The sequence below is a fragment of the Dictyoglomus sp. LHC4 genome, assembly GCF_055181355.1.
In genome coordinates this window covers 199,531-225,578 of sequence record NZ_CM143707.1, presented here as the reverse complement: position 1 = coordinate 225,578, position 26,048 = coordinate 199,531, and the positions used below count along the sequence as shown (strand labels likewise).

General features: G+C 31.6%; 20 protein-coding genes. 10 read left to right on the top strand and 10 right to left on the bottom strand.

Going from position 1 to position 26,048, the window contains the following annotated elements:
• Positions 1-37: 37 nt before the first annotated feature.
• The 3 genes from ACY3JO_RS01105 to ACY3JO_RS01095 are packed head-to-tail and all read right to left on the bottom strand — an operon-like array spanning position 38 to position 3,617.
• A complete protein-coding gene (locus tag ACY3JO_RS01105) occupies positions 38-1,357 on the bottom strand; it encodes a TldD/PmbA family protein (protein ID WP_463084980.1) in 1,320 nt (439 codons plus the stop codon).
• On the bottom strand, positions 1,357-2,790 hold the full coding sequence (locus tag ACY3JO_RS01100) for a TldD/PmbA family protein (RefSeq protein WP_463084979.1): 1,434 nt from the start codon (positions 2,788-2,790) through the stop codon (positions 1,357-1,359). Before ACY3JO_RS01100 ends, ACY3JO_RS01105 begins: the two co-directional genes overlap by 1 nt.
• Before the next feature lie 14 nt (positions 2,791-2,804).
• Entirely contained in the window at positions 2,805-3,617 is an 813-nt protein-coding gene (locus ACY3JO_RS01095) for a histidinol-phosphatase (protein ID WP_463084978.1), read from the bottom strand.
• A 115-nt stretch (positions 3,618-3,732) separates the two neighbouring features.
• Between ACY3JO_RS01095 and ACY3JO_RS01090 the strand changes: the two genes are divergently transcribed.
• Entirely contained in the window at positions 3,733-4,659 is a 927-nt protein-coding gene (locus tag ACY3JO_RS01090) for a hypothetical protein (RefSeq protein WP_463084977.1), read from the top strand.
• Positions 4,660-4,704: 45 nt separating this feature from the next.
• Here the strand turns inward: ACY3JO_RS01090 and ACY3JO_RS01085 are convergent, their stop codons facing one another.
• From ACY3JO_RS01085 to ACY3JO_RS01075, 3 genes are read right to left on the bottom strand one after another with little or no spacing between them, the layout of a single operon-like run.
• Positions 4,705-6,624, bottom strand: coding sequence for a transketolase (locus tag ACY3JO_RS01085; RefSeq protein WP_463084976.1), 1,920 nt, complete (start codon positions 6,622-6,624; stop codon positions 4,705-4,707).
• Positions 6,625-6,668: 44 nt separating this feature from the next.
• A complete protein-coding gene (locus ACY3JO_RS01080; protein ID WP_463084975.1) occupies positions 6,669-8,246 on the bottom strand; it encodes an NAD+ synthase in 1,578 nt (525 codons plus the stop codon).
• Positions 8,221-9,480, bottom strand: coding sequence for a M48 family metallopeptidase (locus tag ACY3JO_RS01075; RefSeq protein WP_463084974.1), 1,260 nt, complete (start codon positions 9,478-9,480; stop codon positions 8,221-8,223). The genes ACY3JO_RS01080 and ACY3JO_RS01075 overlap by 26 nt, the downstream gene beginning before the upstream one ends.
• Positions 9,481-9,568: 88 nt before the next feature.
• Here ACY3JO_RS01075 and ACY3JO_RS01070 point away from each other — a divergent pair, with 88 nt between their 5' ends.
• From ACY3JO_RS01070 to ACY3JO_RS01035, 8 genes are all read left to right on the top strand, one after another.
• Positions 9,569-10,603 (top strand): LacI family DNA-binding transcriptional regulator, encoded by a 1,035-nt coding sequence (locus ACY3JO_RS01070; RefSeq protein WP_463084973.1) that lies wholly within the window; start codon positions 9,569-9,571, stop codon positions 10,601-10,603.
• 232 nt (positions 10,604-10,835) lie between these two features.
• Positions 10,836-11,354, top strand: a complete 519-nt coding sequence (locus ACY3JO_RS01065; RefSeq protein ID WP_463084972.1) for a hypothetical protein — start codon at positions 10,836-10,838, stop codon at positions 11,352-11,354.
• Positions 11,355-11,423: 69 nt separating this feature from the next.
• Entirely contained in the window at positions 11,424-12,770 is a 1,347-nt protein-coding gene (locus ACY3JO_RS01060) for an ABC transporter substrate-binding protein (protein ID WP_463085680.1), read from the top strand.
• Between the two features lie 56 nt (positions 12,771-12,826).
• A complete protein-coding gene (locus ACY3JO_RS01055) occupies positions 12,827-13,711 on the top strand; it encodes a carbohydrate ABC transporter permease (RefSeq protein WP_463084971.1) in 885 nt (294 codons plus the stop codon).
• 12 nt (positions 13,712-13,723) lie between these two features.
• Positions 13,724-14,596: a carbohydrate ABC transporter permease gene (locus ACY3JO_RS01050; protein ID WP_463084970.1), complete on the top strand. Its 873-nt coding sequence runs from the start codon at positions 13,724-13,726 to the stop codon at positions 14,594-14,596.
• 24 nt (positions 14,597-14,620) lie between these two features.
• The gene (locus ACY3JO_RS01045; RefSeq protein ID WP_463084969.1) at positions 14,621-16,678 is read left to right on the top strand and encodes a discoidin domain-containing protein; all 2,058 of its coding nucleotides are present in this window, start codon (positions 14,621-14,623) and stop codon (positions 16,676-16,678) included.
• Positions 16,679-16,703: 25 nt separating this feature from the next.
• Entirely contained in the window at positions 16,704-19,040 is a 2,337-nt protein-coding gene (locus tag ACY3JO_RS01040; protein WP_463084968.1) for a glycoside hydrolase family 31 protein, read from the top strand.
• Between the two features lie 108 nt (positions 19,041-19,148).
• Positions 19,149-19,511 carry a PadR family transcriptional regulator gene (locus tag ACY3JO_RS01035; protein WP_463084967.1) on the top strand — a complete coding sequence of 121 codons (363 nt, stop codon included), beginning with the start codon at positions 19,149-19,151 and terminating at the stop codon, positions 19,509-19,511.
• On the opposite strand, the gene hpt is transcribed toward ACY3JO_RS01035, so the two are convergent.
• Genes hpt through ACY3JO_RS01020 form a run of 3 tightly spaced genes read right to left on the bottom strand, consistent with a single transcriptional unit; the run spans position 19,512 to position 22,082 of the window.
• Positions 19,512-20,036, bottom strand: coding sequence for a hypoxanthine phosphoribosyltransferase (hpt, locus tag ACY3JO_RS01030; RefSeq protein WP_463084966.1), 525 nt, complete (start codon positions 20,034-20,036; stop codon positions 19,512-19,514).
• 4 nt (positions 20,037-20,040) lie between these two features.
• Positions 20,041-20,970, bottom strand: coding sequence for a cytidylate kinase family protein (locus ACY3JO_RS01025; protein ID WP_463084965.1), 930 nt, complete (start codon positions 20,968-20,970; stop codon positions 20,041-20,043).
• A 2-nt stretch (positions 20,971-20,972) separates the two neighbouring features.
• Complete coding sequence (locus ACY3JO_RS01020) at positions 20,973-22,082, bottom strand: iron-containing alcohol dehydrogenase family protein (RefSeq protein ID WP_463084964.1); 1,110 nt, start codon at positions 22,080-22,082, stop codon at positions 20,973-20,975.
• 189 nt (positions 22,083-22,271) lie between these two features.
• Here ACY3JO_RS01020 and ACY3JO_RS01015 point away from each other — a divergent pair, with 189 nt between their 5' ends.
• Positions 22,272-23,021: a DUF4272 domain-containing protein gene (locus ACY3JO_RS01015; RefSeq protein WP_463084963.1), complete on the top strand. Its 750-nt coding sequence runs from the start codon at positions 22,272-22,274 to the stop codon at positions 23,019-23,021.
• Here ACY3JO_RS01015 and ACY3JO_RS01010 read toward each other — a convergent pair.
• On the bottom strand, positions 23,018-26,047 hold the full coding sequence (locus ACY3JO_RS01010; RefSeq protein WP_463084962.1) for a glycosyl hydrolase: 3,030 nt from the start codon (positions 26,045-26,047) through the stop codon (positions 23,018-23,020). The genes ACY3JO_RS01015 and ACY3JO_RS01010 overlap by 4 nt on opposite strands.
• Position 26,048: the final 1 nt, after the last annotated feature.

Below are 26,048 nucleotides of genomic sequence, written 5' to 3'. Positions count from 1 at the left end.
GTGAGGGGAGAGAGAAAATCTCTCCCCTATATTTTTTTTAAAATTCTGTTTTTCCAGTAAAATTAAATTCTAAAACCTTAATTGCAGGTACTCTTGCAAAACCTATATTGGGTACTAAATAGGTTTCTTTTGAGATCTCTTCTACATTACTAAGGACTTCAATAAAACTTTGTGTAAATCTTAAATTTTTAAGGGGTTTTGTAATTTTTCCATTCTCTATAAGAAATGTACCATCTCTTGTCATCCCAGTTGCTAAAACTCTAATAGGATCTAAGAAGGCATTGACATAATGAAATCTTGTAACGAGTATTCCTTTTTCTGTTTCAGATATAATTTTGTTTAATGGTTTTTCTCCTGCAACAAAGAAAAGATTAAAAGGTAAGGGATAGGTAGATGGTGGAGGAAGGGCATGTCCTGTAGAGTTCTTTCCTTCTTTTACTGCGGTTGCAGTATCATATACAGGTCCCATTACTATACCATTTTTAATAAGGTCTACGTGTTTTTTAGGCACTCCCTCAAAATCTATAGGAAATATTATTCCGTTAGGATCATAGCCATTATCATAGATAGTTATATAATCTTTAAATATTTTTTGTCCTTGATATAATGATATAAAGGATCTTTTTTCTTGAACTGCTTTAGCTGAAAAACCAAAATAGGCTATTTGTTCTAAGATTTCCCCTACTGCTAAAGGCTCAAGGATTACAGTATAAATTCCTGGATCTATTTCTTGAGGATTTTTGCTATCTATACATTTTTGAAGGGCTATTTCTGATAGGGATTCATAGTCCATACTATCTACATCTTTCCCTATTTCTTCTTGGTATCCAGATCCATCCCCCATATACATAACCTTACCATGAGAATAGGCGTAAGTACCATATGATTCTAAACCTTTTGAGTTTACAACTGCTATTTCTCCTATTTCTTCTGATATTGCTCCAAAGGTATTTAAATTATGTTTTTCAGCTTTGTCTATGAATTTTTTAATAATGTCTGCTCTTTTTTCTGGTGAGGGATCAAAAGTCTTTTTCTCATAACTTGGGATAGGCTCTGGATCTGGCAAATATAATTCTTCTGTATCGGGTTGACTTTCTAGTAAAGTATCCAAATCTTTGATAAGATTTTCTAAACTTTTTTCTTCTAAATTACTGGTAGATATAGCGACCTTTTTGCTTCCCTCACCTACTCTTATATATAGGTTTAAATTTTCTTCAGCTACATTTTGATGGATAATATTATTTGCATATCTTGTTAATTCTTGGGAATTTATATGTAAACATACTTCTTTTCTTTCATAGGGTAGCTTTTTAATTAAATCTTTAAGAAAACTTAATGCTCTATCTTCTCCCCACATTATTTACCACCTACCTTTACTTTACGAAATCTTGCAGGAGATACACCATGTCCAACTCTGGCTACTTGTATAGGTTCTCCCTTTCCACAATTTGGTACTCCCCAAACTCTCCAAGATTTTTCATCAGCTATAGCATCACAACTTCTCCAAAATTCATAGGTAATACCTGTATAATATGGATTTTTATAAATCTTACCTATCTCTCCATCTTTTATTTCGTAAGCTATCTCGCATCCAAAATGGAAATTTAATCTTTTATCATCAATTGACCAATTTTTATTTACTGCCATGTAAACTCCTTCTTCTGTGGAGGCTATTAAGTCCTCAAAAGGTATATTTCCGGGAAGAAGATTAATATTTGTCATTCTTATAATAGGAATTCTATTCCATCCATCTGCTCTCATAGTACCGTTTGATTTTTCTCCTAATATGGTTGCCGTTTCTCTTGAAGTTAAGTATCCTACAAAAATACCATCTTTTACTAAATAACTTCTTTGGGCAGGTATTCCTTCATCATCATATCCAAAGCTTCCCAGACCATAAGGATGAGTAGCATCAGCTACAATATTTACAATCTCTGATCCATATTGGAAGTTGCCTCTTTTGTCTAAGGTTAAAAAGCTTGTTCCTGCAAAACTTGCTTCCATCCCTAATACTCTATCAAGTTCTGTTGGGTGTCCACAAGATTCATGTACCTGTAAAGCTAATTGTGTTCCATCTAAAATAAGAGTAGTTACCATTTCGGGTAAGGGTTCGGCGGAAAGGAGACTAACTGCTTCTTTTGCTATTTTTTCTGCATGTCCAACCAGATCCAAATCTTCAATAAATTCCCATCCCCCTTTTCTAAAATCACCTCCAAAAGAATTAGGATGGGATCTTCTTTGTATGTCGCTTCCTTCAATTGCATAGGCAGTAATTCCACCACCACTTTCTAATATACTCTGCTCTATTTCTGTTCCTTCGCTACTTAAGAAAACTTTATCTTCTCTAAAAAATGATAGAGAAGATTCTGTAAGGGTGATGCCTTTAACTTCTCTCATAATTTTATCAGCTGTGAAAAGTAGATCCAATTTTTTTTCAAAAGGTACTAAAAATGGATCTATTTGGTAGCTATTACTCCATTTAGCCTTTATGATTTCTGCAGGAGCTAAAGTTACCCTTTTTTTATTGGTTTTAGCACTTGCTTTGGCTATTATTAGGGCTTTTTCTGCTATTTTCTTGTATTGGGAGAAGTCAAAGGAAGATGCAAACCCCCATGCTCCATTATAGAGTACTCTGATCCCATATCCGTAGGTTTCGTTTTTTACTGCTGTTTCTAAAATTCCGTTTTTAACTTCAATCTCCTCTCTGAGTCTTTTTACAATTCTTACATCTGCGTAATCTACGCCGAGACGAGAAAGGTAATTTAATATTTCTTTCCCAGTTTCAATCAAATTTCTCACTCCTTTCATCGTAGATCTATTAAAATTTTTTTCCTTTTCTCAAAGATAGATATTTTTTTAAAACCTAAATCTTTTGCAATCTGGTAAGCTTTTTCTATATCTCTTCCTGCATCTTCTGGGGTATGGGCATCAGCTCCGAAGGTTAGAGGTATATTATATGAAGATATAATTTTTAAAAATTCAGGGGATGGATACAATTCTTTGACTGGTTTTCTCCATCCAGCAGTATTTAGTTCTAATGACATTTGAGAACTTATAATTACTTTTGAAATCCTTTCATATATAGATGAGATATTCTTAGGATTTCTTCCACCCCAAAGTTTTACAAGATCTAAATGGGCAATTATGTCATAAAGATTACTTTTTATCATCTTTTCTACTTTATCGAAATAATCCTCAAAAATTTCTTCCATATCATTTTCGGTCCATCTTGGATCGTTGGGATCTATATCAAATCCAAAACCGTGATCAATAAAATGTACAGATCCTAACACATAATCAAAAAAATTATATTCTTCAAGAAGTTCTTTTATCTCTTTTTCTTTTTCAGGGAAGTAATCCATCTCAACTCCTACCTTGATCTTGTATTTCTCTTTTAAAAAAGTGGTAAACTCTCGGTATTCTTCTAAGTTACTATCACACCATGGAGCAGTAATAGGAATGTGATCATAAACAGGTCTAAATTCTTTAAATCTATGGCCATGTTCTGTTATACCTATTTCCTGTATATTTTTCTTTTTCTCTTCTTCCCAAAATTTTAACCACCAATTTTCATCAAAAGGTCCTCTTTCGAGATGCATGTGGTAGTCGATCATCATTTTTTAATCTTATTACCTCCAATCTTTTTTTATTTTTACATAACATCTTTTATTTTATAACAATATATGCTAAACTTTCATTAGGGATTTTTTTTAATTTAGGTGGGGGAAAACTATGAAAGAGTTTATGTATCTTTTGGAAAGAGTAAAGCCTGAGTTTGAGAACCTTCCTGCTGCTTTATTAAATGCGGAGAGATTTATTAAAAAGTTGAGAAAGGAAAACTCAACAGGAGTAATTCTTTATACTGATGAGGAGTACAAAGGAGCAATTTTTGTTTATGAAGGAAAGGCATTTTTTGCAAAGGTACAAAACAATAAAGCTATGGATGGAATAGAGGCAGTAGATTTTGTTATGAGGCAGATTCAACAGGGATTTGGTAAAATTACCTATTACCCTACCGATAAAGTTCTTATACTTGTTCTTTCTGCTATATATGTGGGAAATCCTCTATATATAGATCTGGATGCTAATACTATAATTCCTACAAAATTTTTCTCTGCTCTACAAAATAGGGAATTTAGTGGTGTGGTTTTATACCGAAGTGCAGAAGAAATTAAGTTTTGGATATTTAAAAAAGGGAAGCCTACAAATCCACCTCCTGTAATTTTACCTCCTTATGGATTTATAAGCGTCTATTCTCTTGATACTATTGAAGTTAAAGACTATTTAGATCTTTGGGAAGAGGAAGCCAGAAAGAAGATTATAGAGTTTTCAGAAAAATTACTTTCTGCTATAGCAAGAACTTTGGCAGAAAAATGGGGACAAAATACTGCAGAACTTATGCTTATTCCATTGGAGAGTTATCAAGGGCCATTAAGTATTAAATTTGATAGAAAGACCTGGAATTGTAAAATAGAATCTAATGAGGAACTTTATTTCCTTGCAAAAGAGATAGAAAGGGTTTATGCAAGACTTCTAAGGGCAATAAGAGAGAGGGAAGAAAGAGTTGCAGAGAACTTAGAGCTTTACACTTTTAATTTATTACAAGAAGAAAATGTACTTTGGCCCCCAACAGAAGAAAATATATTTAGAAGAGATTAATTTAAGGATAAAATAGGGGGGGGAATTTTCCCCCCTTATATTTTCTTATATTTCTTTTAGTATGGTTTCAACCACAGAATCTAAATCTAATCCTTGCATCTTGTAAAGAGCATCTGGTTTTCCAGATAGTCCATATTCTTTTACTCCAAATTTTCTAAATTTTATCTTGAAGCCTCCTTCTAAGAGGGCTTCTGCAATGATACTTCCAATTCCAGTATTTACATTGTGATCCTCATAGGTGATTACAAAGCCTGTTTTAGCTGCTTCTTCTAAGGCTTTCCAATCTATCTCCTTTGGAGATGTGAAGTTAAAAACTTTAACTTTGACTCCTTTTTCCTTTAATTTTTCCCATGCTTGTACTGCTCTAAAAACCATAGGTCCACAAGCTATGATTGACGCTTTATCTCCATCTCTTATCTTTTCCATCTTTCCATATATAAATTCATAATTCCCACCATATAGAGGATTTCCTTCCTCATCAGTAATTATAGGTGTTACAGATCTTCCCATAGCTACTAAGAAGTTTCCAAATTCTCTTGCCACGTATCTTATTACCCTATCTGTTTGATTACCATCTGCTGGAATTATAATTTTAAAGCCAAAGAGATTTCTAAATGTACCAATATAATCTATACATTGATGGGTTTTTCCATCTTCTCCTACATCGAGTCCACAATGGGTTACTATAACTTTCAAATTTGTATAGTTAATATCGTTTAAGCGATGCTGATTATAAGTCTCATCAACTCCAAAGACTCCAAAGTCTGCAAAGAAGGTTATAACTCCTTGAGATGAAAGAGCTCCTGAGAGGGTAGCTGCATTATGTTCTTGTATACCTGTCTCAAAGAAGTTTTCTGGAGCAATTTTTCCAAATTCGTGTGTTCTTACCGATTCCATAAGATCACAATCAACTACTGCAATAGGTGTCTTTCCTTCTTTACCAATGTTTAATTTGGCAAGATCTGCCAATGCTTTTCCAAAGGCTCCTCTGTTATCGATCTTTGCATCCTTATCATAGGTGATAGGTGTACCAGTATCAATATTAATAGAATATGGCTCAACAATGTGTTTATCTTTTGGTTTGAAGTTTTCCCTCATAGCTTTATATTTTTCAAGATCATCTTCTATTCCGAGTTCTTCAATGGCTTTCTTGTATTCATCTGGTTTTAAAGCTCTTCCATGAAATTCAAATTTATTCTCCATAAAGGAAACACCTTTACCCATAACTGTATGAGCTAATATGGCAGTTGGTTTTTCGTCATATATAGCTTGTCTTATAGTTTTGTATAAAGCTTGTAGATCGTGTCCATCTACCTCTATTACTTCCCATCCATCGGAGAGGTAGTTTTCTTTTATATTTTGAGGCATGATTTCAGATAATGATCCTGAAAGCTGTAGCTTGTTATAGTCAATTAAGACTGTTAAATTTGATAGATTATATTTTTTAGCAAATCTTCTGGCCTCGGATATTTGTCCCTTTTGTTGTTCTCCGTCTCCCATTACTACAAATACATGGAAATCTTTTTTAAGAAGTTTTGCAGAAAGTGCCATTCCACAACCAGCAGAAAGTCCTTGTCCTAAATTACCTGTGCTCCATTCTACTCCTGGTACATATCTTTCCACATGTCCTTCAAATATACTTCCAGCAAGCCTAAAATAAGCAATAGCCTCATCTATATTAAAAAAACCAAGATTACCTAAGGCTGAATATACTCCTGGAGAGGTATGACCATGACTGATAATAATTCTATCTCTGTCAGGATTCTTTGGATTTTGAGGATCTACATTTGCAAAATAGTAAAGAGTTAAATACATTTCAATGGATGACATGGAACCTCCAGGATGACCAGATCCAGCTAATGTGGTCATTTTTAGTATGTCGCCTCTACATTTGTGGGCTAATTGTTTTAAGTATTGTAGATCTTTCTCATCCATTTGGGGTTCGGTAAAACGATTTCTTTTCATTAAAATTAGCACCTCCTTTTTTAGTTAAAATCTAAAGAATTATATCATATTATTTTATAAACTAAGGGTAAGACCCTTTCTCTTAAAGGATTTTTGGATCTAATTCTCAATACTGGTGGGATTTGCCTTCTCTTATATTCACTTTTTTCCACTTTTTCTATAACATTTCTTACTATATTTTTAGGAAATCCTAAATTTATAATTTCTTCTTCTGATTTGTTCTCATCTACATATGCAGTAAGGATAGGATCTAATATGGAATAGGGTGGAAGAGAATCTTCATCCTTTTGATTTGGATGTAATTCTGCAGATGGTGCTTTCGTAATAATATTTTTGGGTATAATTTCTCTTTCCCTATTTATATATTCTGCCAATTTATATACTGTAGTTTTATAGATATCACCGATAACCTCTAGACTTCCTGCTGTATCTCCATAAAGGGTACAATAACCTGTAAGAGCTTCGGATCTATTTCCTGTTGCAAGTACAATATAATTTTCTCTATTTGATATGAACATTAGTAGATTTCCTCTTATACGGGATTGTAGGTTTTCTTCTGCTACATCCATAACGGGAGATGGAGAGGGATTTAATTCTTTTAGGTATGAGTAAAATATGTCTTTTATGGATAAAATCCTAAAGTTTATGTTTAGATTTTTTGAAATTTCCTTAGCATCTTCAATGCTTTCTTTTGAAGAATATATGGAAGGCATACTTATTCCTAATACTTTTTCCTGACTTAGGGCTTCCTTGGCAATACAAGCTACAACTGCAGAATCTATCCCTCCTGAAAGTCCAATTACAGCTTTTTCAAAACCAGATTTTCTAAAGTAATCTCTTACTCCTAAAATTAAACCATTGTATATAAAAGAAATGTCTTCTTTTTTATAAGAAGTTACCGATAGGTTTTCCAACTTTATGGTTGTTATATCTTCTTCAAAATTTTTGCCTTCAAAAATCAAATCTCCTTTTTCTGAAATTATAAAACTACCACCTTCAAAGATTAATTCTCCATTTCCCCCTACTTGGTTTACATATATAATCTTTTTATTGAAGTTTCTTGCTATATTTCTTGTCTTTTCAATTTTTTCCTTTCTTTTTCCTAAATAATAAAAAGAAGAGGAAATTATAATAATTAGATCGACTTGATAGAGATATTCTTGTAAAGGCGTTGTATCATCACACTGTAAAAGATCGTCCCCTATAAAGATGCCTGTTTTATGATTATTAAACTCTATAAAATCTGATTTACCACATTGAAAATAAAGATTTTGGAGTAGTGGATCTTTTGTGAAAAGGAATTTATCAACTCTTTTTAAAGTATTTTTATAAAATAAGTAGGCACTATTATAAATGCCATGAGAGGTATAATAAGGAGAGCCTATTAAAATACCTATTGGATAATTTTTTCTTAGGATTTTTTCTATGCTATTTTCTATCTTTTCTTTTATATCTTTCCTATTTAATAAATCAAAGGGTGGATAACCTAATATGGACATTTCTGGAAATATAATTAAATCGGAATTATCTTTAATCCCCTTCTCTATGGTTAATTCTATTTTATTAAGATTTCCCTCAACATCTCCAATGGTGGGGTTAATTTGGGCTATTGTTATTTTCATCTTTTTGTACCTCCTTTTCTAAGGTTAATAAATGGTAGATTCTTTCTGAAGGGGTTGGATGAGAGTAATACCAAGTCCTATATAGTGGATCAGGATAAAGATTTGAAAGATTTTCCTTCACTAATCTTTTTAAGGCATTTATCAGGGGGTAGGAAGTTCTAAGAAGTTCTGCAGAAAACCTATCGGCTGTGTATTCCATTTTTCTTGATAAAGAATTTACTAACGGATTTAAAAAGTAAAATAAAGATGAAACAAAGATAAAGGCATAGGTAAGGAGCGTAAATTCCTTCTGTACACCAAAGTATTTATTTATGGGAGCAGATTTAAAGAAAATAAAAGTTATATAGATATAGAAAACATAAAATATTATTGAAGAAAGCATTAGAATAGTAATATGCCTCTTTTTATAATGACCCAATTCGTGGGCAAAAATAGCAAGAATTTCCTCTTGAGGATATGAGAGTAATGTATCATAAAGTACTACTCTTTTGGATTTTCCAATACCTGTAAAATAAGCATTTTGTTTTCTCGTTCTCTTTGATGCATCCATTACGAAGACTTGCTTTACATTAAATCCTACTCTTCCTACAAGCTCTATAATCTTTTTTCTCAAATCCTCATCTTCCAAGGGGGTAAATTTATTGAAAATAGGTGCAATTAATATGGGGTAGATATATACCATTATAATTTCAAATAATATTATTACTAAGGCAAATTTCCACCAAAAATTGGGATCTGATTTAATAATGTAAAAAAGTAAAGAGAGTATAGGTGTACCAAGAATTATAGAAAGGATAATTGATTTGATAAGGTCAAGAAGAAAAATCTTAGGTGTCATAGTATTAAATCCGTACTTGTTTTCTATTACAAAGATGTAATATAAATCAAAAGGTATAGAAATAATAAGATTTATGAGACCGAATATTCCAAAAAATAAAAGGCCTTGAAGAATAAAGGAAGAGGTAATAGATGAAACAATTTTTTCAATATATGGATAAAGAAGGAAAATGAATATTAGGGTAAAGATAAAGTCAAAGGTTTTAGACCATAAATTGAATATAACCCTATCTTTCAAATAAATTTGTGATTTTTTGAAGTCTTCATCTGTAATAATATCCTTAAATATTTCAGGAACTTCTTTATGAAAAAGAGCATATTTTAGATTTCTTATGTCTAAATAAAAGCCTAATATCTCTTTTAAAAATAAAACTAAAAGAAAGACTCCTAAAAACATGCTTGATCCCACCTCCAATTAAAAAAAATCTTTTAAAGTTATATTATATAATAAAAGATAAAAATATGTTAGTAAGGAGAGTCTTCCTATGAAAATAAAGAGGGTAATCACTATAAAAGATATAGCAAAGGAGGCTAATGTAAGTCCTACCACCGTATCCAATGTAATTCATGGAAATTATCAACATGTATCAATGGAAACAGTAAAAAAGATTCAAAGGATTATTGAAGAGAAAGGTTATATACCTAATATGCTTGCTCGATCTTTAGTAAAAAGAAATTCTAAGATTGTTGGGGTAATAAATTGTCTTATACCAACAGAAAGGGGAAGCTTTATTCAAGATCCTTTTCATACAACATTTTTAGGTGGGGTTGAGAAAGAGCTTAGTCGAAGAGGTTATTTTATAATGTTAAGAACGGTTAATAAGAAGAACGAACTTATTACCCTTTTAAGAACTTGGAATTTGGAAGGAGTTATCATAACTGGAATCTTTGAGGACGAATTTTATTCTGCTTTAAAGACTTCAGAGATTCCAGTAGTGCTTATTGATAGTTATGTGGATGATGAATCCTTTATAAAAGTTGGGTTAGAAGATTTTAAGGGTGGCTATCTTGCTACTAAATATTTGATTGATAAGGGACATAAAAATATTATTTTTGTATCACCTAAAATAAAACCTAAAGGAGTTTTAGAGGAGAGATTAAAAGGTTACAAAAAGGCTTTAGAGGAACACAATATTCCCTTTAGAAAAGAAAATGTGTATGAACATGGTACACGTATTGAAGAGTGTATTTCTTTAGGAAGGGAACTATCTAAAAGGAGGGATATTACTGCTATATTTGCTACTGCAGATATAATGGCAGCAGGTATTATGAGTGGACTTATAGAGATAGGGGTAAGAATACCAGATGATATATCAATAGTAGGATTTGATGATCTGGAGATAAGTTTACTTACTACTCCAAGACTTACTACTGTTCATCAGGATGTAGAGATGAAGGGTATGATTGCTGCAAGAATGTTGATTGACTATATTGAAGGGATTCCATTAGAAAATAAGAAAGTCATACTTCCAGTTAAGATAGTAGAAAGAGAGAGCGTTAGATATTTAAAGAAAAGATAAAAAATTCTTTGATTTATTGAGAATATTGTATTTGTTTTAGAATAATATTGAGCTTTTTATGTATTTTCTCTTCTTGAATGTCTTTTTAAAAATTTTTAAACTTTTTATGGTTTAACGTTAAAGTAATAAAGATGTACAAATAGAAGGGGGGTTGTTTATATAATTAAGTTTAACGTTAAACTTATATATGATAAGCATTCCTAAATACTTCATTAAAGGAGGTATTTTAAAAATGAAAAAGTTTTTAATAGTTGGTTTACTAATTTTTATTTTAACTTTAGTTTTCTCTTTTGCAGAAGATGAGTTTATAGTTGCCACTAAATTTACAGGACAAGATGGAGAGGGTTATTGGGGACCTTATGGACCAGCCTATACTATAAAGGATGGAGTTTTAATTTTTGATTCCAGTATTCCCAATGCTTGGATGACACTTAATTTTAAGGATGATTTTATGGAAGCTGAGGATTATAGATATGCGGTAATAACCATTAAAGCGGACGATCCTAAAGATGCGCAAAATATAGTTATGACCTTAGGAAACCTTAAGAAGACTTTTACTAATTGGGGAATAACGCTAAGCATCAATTTTACTACTTATATTATAGATTTAAAGGCTCATGGACTTAAGAATTGGGGAGATGGTACAAAGGCAGAGCCAGATTTTGCACTAAATAAGGCAACTGCTAATAAGGCAAAGATTTATGTACTGTCTATTATTCTCACTAATGATCCGAGTAAGTATAAGAAGTAGAGGTAAGATTTTTTTAGAGAGGTGAGAATTTTGAATAAAAAATTTTTAATATTTGTTTTGATTTTCTTGATGATATTTTCCTTTAATAATAACCAGATCTTAGCTCAAAAAAAGATCAGACTAAGGCTTGGTATATGGCCAGAGCCCACATTAAGAAGCGATATAGAGATGTTTGAAAAATGGAAGAAAGAATTTGAAAAAAAATATCCCAATGTAGAAGTAGTTCCTGCTACTTATAAATATTCTCCTGACACCTTTGTACCTCTTGCTGAATCAGGAAATCTTCCTACAATTTTTGAAACATGGTTTACAGAACCACAAAAATTAATAGCAGGAAAATTTGTTAAAGATATTACAAACGAGTTAAAGAAAAAAGAGTGGGATAAGTTAATAAACCCATCAGTAAAAGAGATTTTATCTAAGGATGGTAGAATATATGGGGTTCCAAGGGATGCTTATGCTTTAGGAATGTATCTTAACTTAGATCTTTTTGAAAAAGCCGGATTGATAAATCCTGATGGCATTCCCAAATATCCTAAGACTTGGGATGAACTTGTAAAGGTAGCAAGAACGATCAAAGAAAAAACTAGTAGAGCAGGACTATGCCTTCTTGCAAAGGATAATGCGGGAGGTTGGCATTTTACTCAGATAGCATGGAATTTTGGGGCAAAGTTAGAGATACAGAAAAATGGAAAATGGTATGCCAACTTAAATTCTCCAGAAGTAATAACAGCTATGAATTTTGTAAAGGATCTTAAATGGAAATATGATGTATTAACTGATGATCCTACCAGTGAAGATTGGGGTACTGGTTTTGAGGCTATTGCTACAGGTAGAGCTGCTATGTATTTAGGAGCACAAGATGCAGTAAATCAACCTACGCAGATATATGGTATGCCTTTAGATAAATTAGCCATAGTCCCTGTTCCTGCAGGACCTAAAGGATATCGTTATTCTCTAATGGGCGGTACCCCCTATATGTTTAGTACCAAGGCATCTTCTGATGAAGTAATGGCCGCATTAAATTTCTTAGAGATTATGGGAAAGGCTCCAGTTGTAACTCCTGAATCATTAGCAGGTATGAAGGCTGATGCAGAAAATAGGGTGAAAAATGGAGTACCTGTCATACCTTCCTTTCCTGCCTGGATAGCTCAAGATTGGCTTAAGGCTCAAGAAGAGATTGTGAAGCAATATAGAAATGTAGATATGAGACTTTATAACGATTATTACAATTGGATAAAACAGAAGGGAGTTTTAAGACCAGAAGAACCCTATTTAACTCAAGATATGTACGCAGAACTTACAAAAGTACTTCAGGCTGTACTCACTGATAAGAATGCAGATGTAAAAAAACTTCTTAATATTGCTAATAATAATCTTCAAAAAATGCTGGATATGTATGTAAATAAGAAGTAAACATATGGGGCACCTTTAGGTGCCCCTTTTAATTTATCCTTTTGGGAGGATTTTTGATGATACAAGGATTCTTTAAAAAATATAAAAGAGATGTAGTAGGCTGGGGTATAATGCTTCCAACTATTTTGCTTTTTACTTTCTTCATTTGGGAACCTCTTTTAGCAAGTATATTTATGTCTTTTTTTAAAGCACAAGGAATAAGGTTAGAAAAATTTATGGGTTTTCAAAATTATGTAGAGGTTTTTCAACATCCTGATTTTAAGGCTGCTTTCTTTAATACCTTTTTTTATACTTTCTGGTCTTTAATTATCGGTTTTATAGTACCTATTATTCTGGCAATTGCAATAAATGAGATTATTCATTTTAAAGGATTTTTTAGACTCTCTATATATTTGCCTAATGTGATACCTGGCCTTGCTGTAGCTATAATGTGGCTTTACATATATAGAGCAGGAAAAACTGGACTTCTCAATATAATTCTTGGGAATTTTGGTATTCCACCTCAGGCTTGGCTTACTAAGTCTCATCTTGTTATTCCTTTAATAGTTTTCTTCATGACATGGCGATCTGCGGGAGCTACTACTTTGATATATCTTGCTGCCCTTCAAGGTATAGATTCAGAACTTTATGAGGCAGCTACTATTGATGGGGCTAGCCTTTGGGCAAGATTAAGATATATTACTTTTCCACAAATTTATAATTTAGCAAGGATATTGTTGATTCTTCAGATCATATTTGTTTTTCAAGTATTATATGAACCTTTAGTTCTTACAAATGGTGGACCTAATAATGCATCTATCTCTTTAATGCTACTTGTTTATAAATATGCCTTTGAAAAATTTGACTATCCTAAAGCTGCAGCTATCTCAGTTATTATCGCTATTATTCTTGTTATTCTTACTACCGTTTATAACAAAATAGTAAAAGAGAATGAAATGTAGTGGAGGTTATAAATGATTAACTTATTCAAAAAGAATTATGGAATAATAAGAAGTTTTGATTTTAATAAACCATATGTAAAATTTATATATTTTTTAATCTTTCTTTTTGCCTTATTTGTTGTAGTAATAGCTATTTTTCCCATAGTGTGGACATTTCTTTCTGGTTTCAAGACTTTACCTGAGTTTGTAAATGAACCAAGAATATTTCCTAGATCTTATGATATTAGAAAGTTTATTGAGACTTGGAAACTTTTAAATTTTGGAAAATTCTATATAAATTCTTTTGTGGTCGTTATTGGTAGCATATTTTTTTCCATCATAAGTAATGGACTTTTGGGATATGCTTTATCTAAAATTAGACCTCGTGGGTATAAGCTTATTTATTTTCTCCTTTTATGGAGTTTAATGATTCCAACTACCACAAGTATTGTTCCTTTGTTTCTTAATATTGTTAAATTGGGATTGCAAGGTACATTTATCCCTTTATGGCTTTCTGCAGGAGCAAATGCTTTCTTTGTGATTCTTTATAAAAATTTCTTTGACTCTATTCCCCAGTCTATTATCGAAGCTGCACGAATAGATGGATGTAATGAATGGACTATATTCTTTAAAATAGTTTTTCCATTAAGTTATTCCATAAATACGGTAGTTACAATTTTTACAGTTACCAATACATGGTCCGATTTTCTTTTACCTTATCTTCTTCTCAATAATACAGGGAAAGAAACAGTTATGGTAAGACTCTTTCAGTTTAGAACAAGTGTTGCCACTGATGTGGATATTATAAGAGCTGTAACCTTTTCTATTATTCCTCCAATTTTGTTTTTTGCTTTTTTTCAAAAGTATATGATGGAGGGTATCACAAGAGGGGGAATAAAAGGATAGTTATAAAAAAGGAGGATTAAAAACATGAGAGGGAAGAATTTATTATTAACAATTATTTTCTTTATCTTATTTTTGGGATTTGGATTGAATTATGGACAGGTTTCTGATGTAAAACTTGTAATATATGAGGCTCCAAAGACTATGAGGTCAGCTCCAGATATTAAGGTTAAAGTTGGGGGAAGGGATGTATTTGTATATGATATTCCTGTGAATCCCCATAGAAGGTGGTTGGGAAATCAAGAGATATCTCTTTCATCAACTCCTATGTGTTATTTTGATTTTTCAGGAGGAAGAATAAAGATAGAAATATATCTCAATAAAGGAATTAAATCAGCTATAGTACTTCCTTCTGTTTATAACATAACTCCCGTTATAAATAATAATAAATTAGCATTTTATATTGAAGAACCTGGATTTTATACAGTTGTTTTCAATAACTCTCCAGATAGGGCTCTTCATATTTTTGCTAATCCAATAGAGGATAATATGCCAGACAAAAATGATCCCAACGTAATATTTGTTGGACCTGGTGAATGGATTATAGAGGATATACCACTTCAGAGTGGCCAAACTATTTATATATCAGGTGGGGCGGTACTTCATACTACTATTCATGGCATATTTCTTAATAATGTAACTATAAGGGGAAGAGGGATAATAGATGGAAGTATATGGAAAAGCTGGCTTACTCCGGGAGAAACAGCAAGAGTACCAATAAATTTAAGAAATAGTAAGGGAATAACTATAGAGGGAATAATAATAACAAATCCTAATGCTTGGGCTTTGAATCTTTATGAATGTGAGAATACTATTGTAAAAAATGTAAAAATAATGACTGCAAGACAGAATGGTGATGGAATTACAATACAGTCCTCTAGAAATATAAATGTATCTGATTGTTTTGTAAGAAGTTGGGATGACAGTCTGGTCGTAAAAAACTATGCAGGAGATTCGAAATTTATTAACTTTAATTGCATTCAGATTTGGACTGATCTTGCTCAGTCTATGGAGATAGGATATGAAACAAATAAGGGAAAGAAGGATAATGCTATTATATCAGATATAAGTTTTAGAAATATCACAGTATTATATAATTTTCACAAACCTGTTATAAGTATCCATAATAGTGATGATGCATTAGTAAAAAATATTTATTATGAAAATATAATAGTAGAAAATGCTTTTATGGGACAAGGAGATGCTGGAGAAAATAACCAGTTAATAGATTTAGCGGTATTGGCGAGTCAGTGGTCGACTACTAAGGAAAGAGGTAATATAAGAAATGTGTATATTGAGAATGTAAAGGTATTGAGGGGAATTTTTCCTCCATCAAGGATAATTGGTTATGATGAAAAACACACTGTAGAAAATGTGTATGTAAAGAATCTTGAGATTCTTGGTAAGAAAATAGGAAATCTTTCGGATGGTAAATTTAAAATAAATCCTTTTGTAAAAAATATTAATATAAGTATGGATAAAGATTTTCCCAAGTTATCCTTGAAAAAATATGATCCTAAAGTAGTAAATTCTTTACAGAATGTTAAGTCTGAAAATCTTCAAATTGTAAAAACTCCTGATCAAAAAGAAGCTCAGATACCAGAGAATTTTAAAATCTTTCAGCCTATAGTTCCTGAGAAACCCTCGGGAGAAAATGTAGCATTGAAAAAACCTATTGAATCTAATGGATATCAAGATGTCTATAGAGAAAGATATGCTAATGATGGAAAGATAAAGAGTTATTGGGAGGGTAAAGCGAATTCTTATCCTAATATAATAAAGGTAGATTTAGAAAATATTTATAAAATTCATACTATAAGAATTGCTTTAAATCCTGACAGAATATGGAGTAAAAGAATTCAAACCTTAGAAATTAGATATAGTCTTGATGGAGAAGAATATAAAGTTCTTGTACCAAAAGCAGATTATACATTTGATCCTCTTACAAGCAATATTGTGGATATAAAATTAGATAAGCCTGTAGAAGTTAGATTTATTCAGATTATTTTCTATGCCAATACGGGGGCTACTGGAGGTCAGATTGGTGAATTAGAAATATATTCTGATGAGCCTATGAGTCAATAATATTTAAAGGAAAGGAGCAAAATATATGGAAAAAAAGTTGAAAACATTGGGGAAAATATTGTCGTATAAAAGAGAGAAAGAATTATTATTAATTGGAGAAAATGAAGATTTAAAAATTCAGATAATAGACAATGATATCATTAGGTTTCATTTCTCTAAGGATAAGAGATGGGAACACAATTACTCTTTCTCTATTGAAAGAGAATTACCAAGAAAGGATTATAAAGTAAAAGAAGATGGAGATTTTATATGGATTTTTACAGAAAAATTAAAAATTTTAATAGATAAAAATCCTTTTAATCTAAAAATCTATGATTTAAAAGACAAACTTATACATTCTGATTATGAAAATTTAGGTTATGCAAGATTTAAAGATAAGGTTTTTTCGTATAAAAAATTTAATAAGGAAAAAGCCTTTTTAGGTTTTGGTGAGAAGATGGGAGGATTGAACAAAAAGGGAAAAAGATTTGTAAATTGGAATACTGATGACTCTCATCATTATCCAGGTAAGGACCCTCTTTATCAATCCCATCCCTTCTTTTTAGCTTGGAATGAATTTTTCTCTTACGGTATTTTTTTTGATAATACTTTTAGAACTTACTTTGATTTTGGAGAGAAAAATCAAGAATATTTTTATTTTTATGCGGATAATGGAGAATTGGATTATTACTTTATATATGGACCCTCACCCAAGGAAGTTATAGAAAAATATACCTATCTTACAGGGAGATATTATATGCCTCCCTTATGGGCTCTTGGTTACCAACAATCAAAGTGGGGATATGAAAATAGGGATAAATTAGTGGAAATTGCAAAAACTTTTAGAGAAAAAAATATTCCCTGTGATGTGCTTTATTTGGATATAGATTATATGGATGGATTTAGAGTCTTTAAAGTTGATGAATCAAAATTTCCCAATATGGACCAAATGATTGAGGAATTGAGTATCATGGGGTTCAAAGTGGTTACTATTGTAGATCCCGGAGTAAAAAAGGATATAGATTTTGAGATTTATAGAGAAGGAATTGAAAAGGATTATTTTTGTAGAAGGTCTACTGGAGAGATATATATTGGATATGTATGGCCTGGAGAATGTGCTTTTCCAGATTTTGCAAGAGAAGATGTGAGGAAATGGTGGGGAGAAAAACAGAAGAGGCTTATTGAATTAGGAATTTCTGGTTTCTGGAATGATATGAATGAACCCTCATCCTTTCCCCATCCTATAGATAGTTTTTCTAAATCATTTGAAAAGAACAATACTTTTTGGGGAATATTCTCGGATCATTCAGATGAGTTTTTCTATGAAAAAACTTTTCCTCGTGATGTATTACATGGGAATGAAAAAGAATTTTCCCATGATGAGATTCATAATGTATACGGCTTACTTATGGCAAAAGCAAGTTTTGAGGGGTATAAAAAAGAAAGACCTAATTCTCGTCCTTTAATAATTACCAGGGCTGGATTTTCAGGGGTGCAGAAATATTCTGCAGTATGGACAGGAGATAATAAAAGCTGGTGGGAACATCTTTATATTAGCCTTCCTATGCTACAGAACTTGGGAATATCAGGAGTTCCATTTATTGGTGCAGACGTGGGAGGTTTTGGTCTTGATTGTAATCCTGAGCTTTTTGCAAGATGGATTCAAGTTGGTATTTTTTATCCCTTTTTTAGGAATCATTCAGAGTTAAATACAAGACCTCAAGAGCCTTGGGCTTTTGGTGATGAAATAGAAGAAATAGCTAAAAAATATATAAGATTAAGATATCAGCTTATCCCATATATATATTCTTTGTTCTGGGAGGCAAAGGAAAAGGGAATTCCTCCTTTAAGAGCGCTGGTTTTGGAATTTCCAGATGATAATGAAGCTATCTATTATGAAGATGAATTTCTTTTGGGTTCTAACATTTTAGTTGCTCCTATCTATAGAGAAGGTTGTGTTTCAAGATCAGTATATCTGCCAGAGGGAACATGGTACGATTTTTGGAATTTTAAAGAATATAAAGGAAGGGAATATATTACTGTAAAAGCTCCTCTTAATATGATTCCTATGTTTGTAAGAGGAGGAAGTATTATTCCCATGTGGGATGTACAAAATTATGTAGGAGAGAAAGATCAAAAGTATTTAAATCTATTAGTATATCCTGGAGAAGGAGAATTTTTATATTATGAAGATGATGGAATTTCATGGAATTATGAAGGGGGCGAATATAATCTTATTGAATTTTCTTTAAAGAACAATGAAATAAAGATTGTTTATCTTCATAAGGGATACAATTCAGAGAGAGATTATTTTAGAATAAGATACTTTAATAAGATATATGATATAGAAGATAATGGGAAAGATGTAAGTATAAAAATTTAGAAGACTGGTAAGGAGAGAAGAGGATTTTTAGTCTTCTTTCCTTACTTGACAAATATTTAAATGGTATATATATTAAAAGTAGATATAGAATATATGGAGGGATGAAGCATGAAAAGATGCAATGTAAGATCAACAGGTCTTTCTCCTACATTCTGGTTGAGGGCTTGGATAATAATTTCTTTATCAGATAGAGAGCTCCACGGATATGAACTCATCTCAAGTCTTACCGAGGCTTTCCCAGGTATTGTTACGCCAGGTATAGGTGGAATGGGAAGAGGTTATAGAATTTTAAGGGAGTTGGAAGAAGAAGGTATTATTATTGGTAGATGGAGCATGGAAGGAACGGGCCCTGCTAAGAAGGTATATCGTCTAACGGATGAGGGAGAGAAGCTTAGGGAAGAGATTATTAAGCATGTAGAAGGTATGAAGGATTATATAGATAAGTTTTTAGATCTTGCCTCAAGGCTTTAATTAAAATTCTTCTAATATGGCTATATATGGTAGATTTCTATATTTTTCTTTATAATCAAGCCCATATCCTATAACGTAATAATTTGGTATTTCAAAACCTTTATAATCTACCTCTATATCTATTATTCTTCTTCCTGGACAATCAAGGAGGGTGCATACTTTTATAGAATTTGGGTTTCTTGTTTGAAGATTTCTTATTAAATAAGATAAAGTTAATCCAGTATCTACAATATCCTCTATTATTATCACATCTTTACCCATTATATTTATATCTAATTCCTTAGTAATTCTGACAATTCCTTGATTATTCATAGATGAACCATAGCTTAATATGGAGATAAAGTCTAAAACAAATGGTATTTTAATATTTCTTGTAAGATCAACGGTAAAATATATTGCTCCTTTTAAGACGCAGGCAAGTATAAGATCTTTGTCTTTATAATCTATGCTTATTTCTTCTCCTAATTCTTTTATTCTTTTCTCAATATCTTCTTTTGTAAAAAGTGTTTTTCCTATTTTTTCCATATTTCTATCTTATTCCTTTAATTCCATATTTTGATAAAAGTTTTTCGTATTCTTTACCGTAGAATAATTTTATTTTTATATCTGGATATAAATTTTTTAGTTTTTTTATTTTTTTTAGTTTTTCTCCCATAACCCTTGGTCTCTGTAATGTGAGTTCAATATATAGATCAAAATCGGGTAAATAAAAATCTGGGGTAAAGGATTCTATTACATTCCCATCATTGTCCCATTCTAATGGAAATGTTCTTGGTTCGTATTCCCATCTTATTTGATAAAAGGTTAGTATCTTTGCAAATTCTTCTTCGGTTTTGTTAGCAAATTTAGGCTTTTGGGGAAGAGATAGCTGTTTCGGAGTATATATTTTTGATTCTTGCCTTTCTATTACCTTTTCAATGATAGATTCTATCTCCTCTACAGTAAAAAAAGATCTGTCAATAGTTAAATGGTATAAAGATGGGTCTTTCCAACTGTTTAAAAATAATGTTTTATAGAAAATCTCTCTTGAAAAGTCTTTTTCTTTTATTAGTTCTAAGGCTTTTTCCTCAGAAAGGAGAAATTTATTAGTTAAGAATTTTATTCTATAGCCTAAGGGTGCGATAACGTTAATATGAAAGGAATAATTTTCGTCTTTAAAGAGAAATTGGCCCCCTCTTCCTAATAAAAAAATGATATAATCCTCTTCTATATACTTTTTAACAATCATTCTTACTTGTTCTTTGTAGGTTTCTATGAAATTAGGATCTCTAATTCCCTTTTCCAGTTCTTTCTCTTTATTCTCAAATTCTTGTATATTAAAACCTTCAAGGGCTAATTCTTCATGAATTCTTCTACGGTCTAAAATTTCCCCATTAAATTTCTTTGATATTTTATTTATGATCTCATCTATATCTGTACCGAAATCTCTTGATATGGTTATGAGCCTTATTTTTAACATTTCTACATTACTTCTTGGAAAAGATAATATATATCTTCCTCCCTAACGGGCCTAAGATTATTTTCTACATTAAATTTTGCTTCTAATGTCCTCTTTACAAGAAGTTCTAAATCAAGAGGTTGAGAGGTAACTTGATTAATTCTGGTTGGTAGATTGAGGGTTTTGAGAAAGTCTTCCATCTTTTCAGCAGGATCTCCATTAAAAAGATTCTTTAGAAACTTTAATTTTTCATCAGGAATAAAAGGGGCATTAAATCTTAAATAAGAAGGAAGTAAAATTCCATTTGCTATTCCATGGGGTATATTATAGATTCCTCCCAGAGGTCTTGACATAGCATGTACTAAAGTGGTTTTTGTATTGTTTATAGCAATACCAGCCCAAAAGGCAGCATAAGCCATTCTTTCCTTGGCATATGTGGAATTTTCAAGAACTGATTTAGGTAAAAAGTTATATATATCCACCAAAGCTGATCTTGAATAGCATTCTATCATGCAAGTAGAGTTTCTAGAAAGATAAGATTCAAGGGCATGAGAAAAGGCATCTATTCCTGTAGAGGCAGTTACAAGGGGAGACATGGTAAAGGTAAGTTCAGGGTCTATTATAGAAAGGGTAGGAATTAAAGCTTTTCCCAGAAGAATAAATTTATCCTTTTTCTCTTTATCGGTAATTACTGCAAATTTTGTGGCTTCACTACCTGTTCCAGCTGTGGTAGGTATCGCTATAATAGGAAGTGCTTCTTCTATTTCCTTGCCCTTATATTCTAAAAGATTAGCTTTTGTTTTTATTCTGAAAGCAATGATTTTAGCCATGTCCATTACACTACCGCCACCAATTCCAATGATTCCATCAAAGTTGTTACCTACAATATTATCGCAGAGTTGACGTACAATTTCTAAGGATGGTTCTGGAGGAATTCCTGTAATAAGGATTACATTTAACTTATGCTTTTTAATATCTTCTAAAATCTTATCTAAGACTCCGCTTTTTTTAAGAGAGTGTTCTCCAGTAAGAAGTAGAAATTTTTCTCCAATTTTTTTAAGCTCTGTGCCAAGAGATTCTATTGAGCCATTTCCATAAATTATTCTTTGAGGTAAATCTAAAGAATGAATCACCTTTCCCTCCTCTTTTAATTTGCAACCTTTATTTATTATAATATACTCTAATGAAATGTAAAGGAGATGATTAAAATGGAGAAAATAAAAGATAAGTTTGGGGGAATTATATTATTACTTAGCTTAATTTTAACTTTTGTTACCTTTTTTTATGCCCTTATATTTTTTATGACTTATAAGGTGTAAAAAGTGGAAGAAGAGATTTACTTAAATCCACCTACTGAAAGAGAAGTTATAAATAGAGCTCTTTGTCTTTCTGTTTTGTTTCTGAGATCACAGGCAGAGGCAATCTATCTTTCTTCCCCTGATAAAGAAATTTTCAATATTGAAAGTAATTTTTTCCAAGAAGTAGATAAATGGATTGAAGAGGAAAATTTAAAAAATTCTTTTACAGAACAAGAAAGAATGCTTCTTGGAAAAGATATAGGAAAATGGGATGAAAATGAAACCTTACTTTCCTTTACCTATCTGGAATCCTTAGGTGTACTTTTCTGGGCTTTATCTCTTATTGATAAACTTCCCCCTTATGATATAGGTTTTAAATTAAGTGATGTGATAGATGTGATTCCAGTATTAAAAAGCGGAGAGGAATTTTTAGAGAAAGTTAAGTTAAGACCATTTAAAGAGCTAATAAAGGAAAGAGATATAGCTGAGATATGGTATTTTAGATGGAAGCTTGGGAGAATGGAAAAGGAAAATTATAAATTAGAAGAAGGAAAATCATATAAAGATGCTATAAAGTTATTAGTAGAAAAAGCTCTTTCTTCTGGTGCTATCTCTTATACTATAGAAGATGATTTTCCAGTACAAGGAAAACCCTTTTATAGTATTACTGGCGAAGATTACCTATTTCTCTCAGAAATTATTCTTGAGAGGTTTTTAACTCTTAATTGGCTATGTGGTAGCTATAAAAGTTGGGACGAAAGAAAGGAATATTAACCTATCACCTCTATTTTTACTGGTGAGAATAATCCATAAGAATGGAATACATATGATTTTGTATATTCTTTACCCTCTGGCCTAAAAGAGAGGGCATTTACAAATTGGATTTTCTTTGCTCTATTATGAAGAGGACCAAGCATATTCCTTAAGCTACCTACTACTTCTAATTCTAATAAATTATTACCGTTTCGTAAGTAATCAGTGATATCTAATTTGTAAAATCTCCATGGGATAAATCCTACTGTTTCTCCATTTAGATTTACTTTAATAACTCCTGCAGAAAAATCCTCAATAGTTAACATATATTTTTCATTAGGATCTTTATGGAAAGGTAATATTTGTTTGTATATAAGGCTTCCTGCATAGTGGGGATATCCTTGAAAAACCCAATCTCCTAAAGTGATTCTATTGTTTTCTTTAATTATTTCTCTATCTATATTTACAGCAAAATCTCCTATAATATAGAAATCTTCAAGCTCTGTTGAATTTCTATAGTTCAAGAGTATCTCTATAATATTTTCTCCTATCTTAAATTCCTTTTTTAATGGAATCTTTCTTAAAGATCTATCTATAAACCATCCTCCATCTATTATAGGTATCTCTTTATTATTTAGCTTTAAGCTGATCATTTCATTTATATTTTCTGTTAAAAGATATAAGTCTTTCTCTGGCAGATCCTTTATATTAAATCTCATTTTTAATTCAATCTTAGTATTATCATTAGGATGAGGTATATTAACCCATTTCCATCTTTGAATTCCACCATTTAGATCGATGTTTATCATTCCAAGAGTATCTCTAATTTTTCTCTGAATAATCCAGATAGGTGTCTCTTCAGACCATTCTCCATCTAATTTGTATTGAGCAGTATCTATAGTAAGTACATTAGGGTCTAATCTTTTAACCTCAAAGGTAGGTTCTATAAAGATGGTCCCTTTTATTTTCTTTGGTCTTTCTATTTTCTTGTATTCTCCTTTGTATAATATGTATAATTTAGATTCTGAGGGAGCAAAAGTAGTACGAATATGTTGATATCCTTCAGTTTCTATTGAAAATACATCTTTTATCTCTCCTGTAAGGAGATCCCATTCTTCTATTCTTCCTTTTCCCTCTAAATATAGATCCACATTATAGGATCTTTCCCTATCATTATTTACTATAAAGAAAATCTTTTTACCATCATAATTTCTCTCCATATATAGAAACTGTTCTACTTCTTGCCCTACAGCATCTCTTATGGATATTCTTCTTGGAATTATATTTTTAATATTTTCTGTAAGTTCTTTTTTTCCCTTTACTCTTATTACATTTGGATGATCAAAAAGTTTTTCTAATTCTTCTTTCCCTTTTTCTCCTTCCACATATTCTGGTAATGGCTCCATAATAATTACTTTCCCATCATTATTTAGAAATTCTAAAAGTAAGGAAAGGGTACTTTTTCTTAGGGTAATTACTGGTGGCACTATTACTAATATATATTTGGCTTCTCCTACTACAAATTCTTTTCTCTCCTTATCTATTTTCCCATATTTTTCAATAATCTTTTCATCTCCCAAATCAAAATCATAATGAATTCCTAAAAGGGCATTTATAATCTCTTTAAATTCTTCTCCTCTTTCTTGGGGTACAGATTTATCTCTTCCATTAAATTCACACCAACTACTTTCAATAGGATGGATAAGAAGAATATCCCTTACAGGTTTACCTAAGGTTAGAATATAGGAAAGTCTTGCAAAATAATCTTCCATGAGAGGATGATACTTCCAAGAAGGGTTGTGATTGAAAGAGGGTGGATAGTCTCTTTTTCTACAACCTCTAAGAGAATACAAGAAAAGATGTTGGCATCTCATATTTACTCCAAGAGCATATTGCCAGTCTGCCACATGTTTTTGTCCTTCAAAGGTAAATTCCCATCCAGTACATCCATAGGTTTCGGAAATAACTCTGCTTTTCCCTAATTGATTTGCAACACTGGTTGCTTGTTTTGCTGTAAGATATTCATATCTTACCTCGGTTAATATATCTATTCCTGGAATATCCATGAATTCGTAATGAGGCATTATAGATCCACTACATAATATTACATGAGGGAAATTATCTTCTTCTAAATAATGCCCAGTAAATAATATATTATGCTCTTTACACCAATTATAGATATTTTTAGTGTAACTTTCCAAGAAAAGCTCTGAAATGGTTCTCCAATAGTCATATCTTGCCTTTATGGACTTTTCTCCTGAAAAGAATACAAAGGGGGCTATATCAAAAAAGTCATATCCTCTTTTTTCTTTAAAATATTCAGGAAATATATCAGTCCAAGGTAATGCATAATATTCTACATTTCCTCCCCAGAGAAAAGGATATATATTGGGTTCATCGGTAAATATACCCTTAACTTGTTTTCCAAAATTTTCCTTTAGTCTTTCGTAATATATTTCATGGGTAACTTGTATAAATGTTTTCACACTTTTAGGATTTAGATTATCTGATGGTGCATCACCATTATACCAATCAGATTTTTCAGCAACGATTCTATATAATGCTAAAATGTTTTCACCTTCATAAAGTCTCAAATTCTCGATTTTATTTACCCTTTCTATACTCTTTATGTTTTCACTTTCTATTTTCCCTTTGTAAATAGCCAATTCTTTTCCACTAAGTTCTTTTGCATCTTTCAATATTTTTAAAGTAAGAATTTTAGCCCTTCCTTCATCTCCAATTTTTTCTGCAACCTTACCTCCTGCAAAGCCAGAAGGCCATCTATCTTCATCATAAAGCCATGGATCTATATCTATCACCTTGGAATTTTTTACTACCTTTTCTACTAAATCTAACCATTCTTCTCCCATATATTCAGTCTCTAAACCTACCCTTGAATGCATGAAGAATCCACCAATACCTTTTTCTTTAAAATCTTTTATTTGGTTTATTAGTTCTTGAGCATTAAGCTTATCATTCCATGACCAAAAAGGTACTGCCCTATATATTTTTCCAGGATTTTTAAAATTCTTTTTTATCTCTTCCATT

Bases quoted from the DNA above. Each gene is read 5' to 3' on its own strand.
- ACY3JO_RS01105 (WP_463084980.1), bottom strand. From the start codon at position 1,357: ATGTGGGGAGAAGATAGAGCATTAAGTTTTCTTAAAGATTTAATTAAA.
- ACY3JO_RS01095 (WP_463084978.1), bottom strand. From the start codon at position 3,617: ATGATGATCGACTACCACATGCATCTCGAAAGAGGACCTTTTGATGAA.
- ACY3JO_RS01090 (WP_463084977.1), top strand. From the start codon at position 3,733: ATGAAAGAGTTTATGTATCTTTTGGAAAGAGTAAAGCCTGAGTTTGAG.
- ACY3JO_RS01085 (WP_463084976.1), bottom strand. From the start codon at position 6,624: ATGAAAAGAAATCGTTTTACCGAACCCCAAATGGATGAGAAAGATCTA.
- ACY3JO_RS01080 (WP_463084975.1), bottom strand. From the start codon at position 8,246: ATGAAAATAACAATAGCCCAAATTAACCCCACCATTGGAGATGTTGAG.
- ACY3JO_RS01075 (WP_463084974.1), bottom strand. From the start codon at position 9,480: ATGTTTTTAGGAGTCTTTCTTTTAGTTTTATTTTTAAAAGAGATATTA.
- ACY3JO_RS01070 (WP_463084973.1), top strand. From the start codon at position 9,569: ATGAAAATAAAGAGGGTAATCACTATAAAAGATATAGCAAAGGAGGCT.
- ACY3JO_RS01065 (WP_463084972.1), top strand. From the start codon at position 10,836: ATGAAAAAGTTTTTAATAGTTGGTTTACTAATTTTTATTTTAACTTTA.
- ACY3JO_RS01060 (WP_463085680.1), top strand. From the start codon at position 11,424: ATGATATTTTCCTTTAATAATAACCAGATCTTAGCTCAAAAAAAGATC.
- ACY3JO_RS01055 (WP_463084971.1), top strand. From the start codon at position 12,827: ATGATACAAGGATTCTTTAAAAAATATAAAAGAGATGTAGTAGGCTGG.
- ACY3JO_RS01050 (WP_463084970.1), top strand. From the start codon at position 13,724: ATGATTAACTTATTCAAAAAGAATTATGGAATAATAAGAAGTTTTGAT.
- ACY3JO_RS01045 (WP_463084969.1), top strand. From the start codon at position 14,621: ATGAGAGGGAAGAATTTATTATTAACAATTATTTTCTTTATCTTATTT.
- ACY3JO_RS01040 (WP_463084968.1), top strand. From the start codon at position 16,704: ATGGAAAAAAAGTTGAAAACATTGGGGAAAATATTGTCGTATAAAAGA.
- ACY3JO_RS01035 (WP_463084967.1), top strand. From the start codon at position 19,149: ATGAAAAGATGCAATGTAAGATCAACAGGTCTTTCTCCTACATTCTGG.
- hpt (WP_463084966.1), bottom strand. From the start codon at position 20,036: ATGGAAAAAATAGGAAAAACACTTTTTACAAAAGAAGATATTGAGAAA.
- ACY3JO_RS01025 (WP_463084965.1), bottom strand. From the start codon at position 20,970: ATGTTAAAAATAAGGCTCATAACCATATCAAGAGATTTCGGTACAGAT.
- ACY3JO_RS01010 (WP_463084962.1), bottom strand. From the start codon at position 26,047: ATGGAAGAGATAAAAAAGAATTTTAAAAATCCTGGAAAAATATATAGG.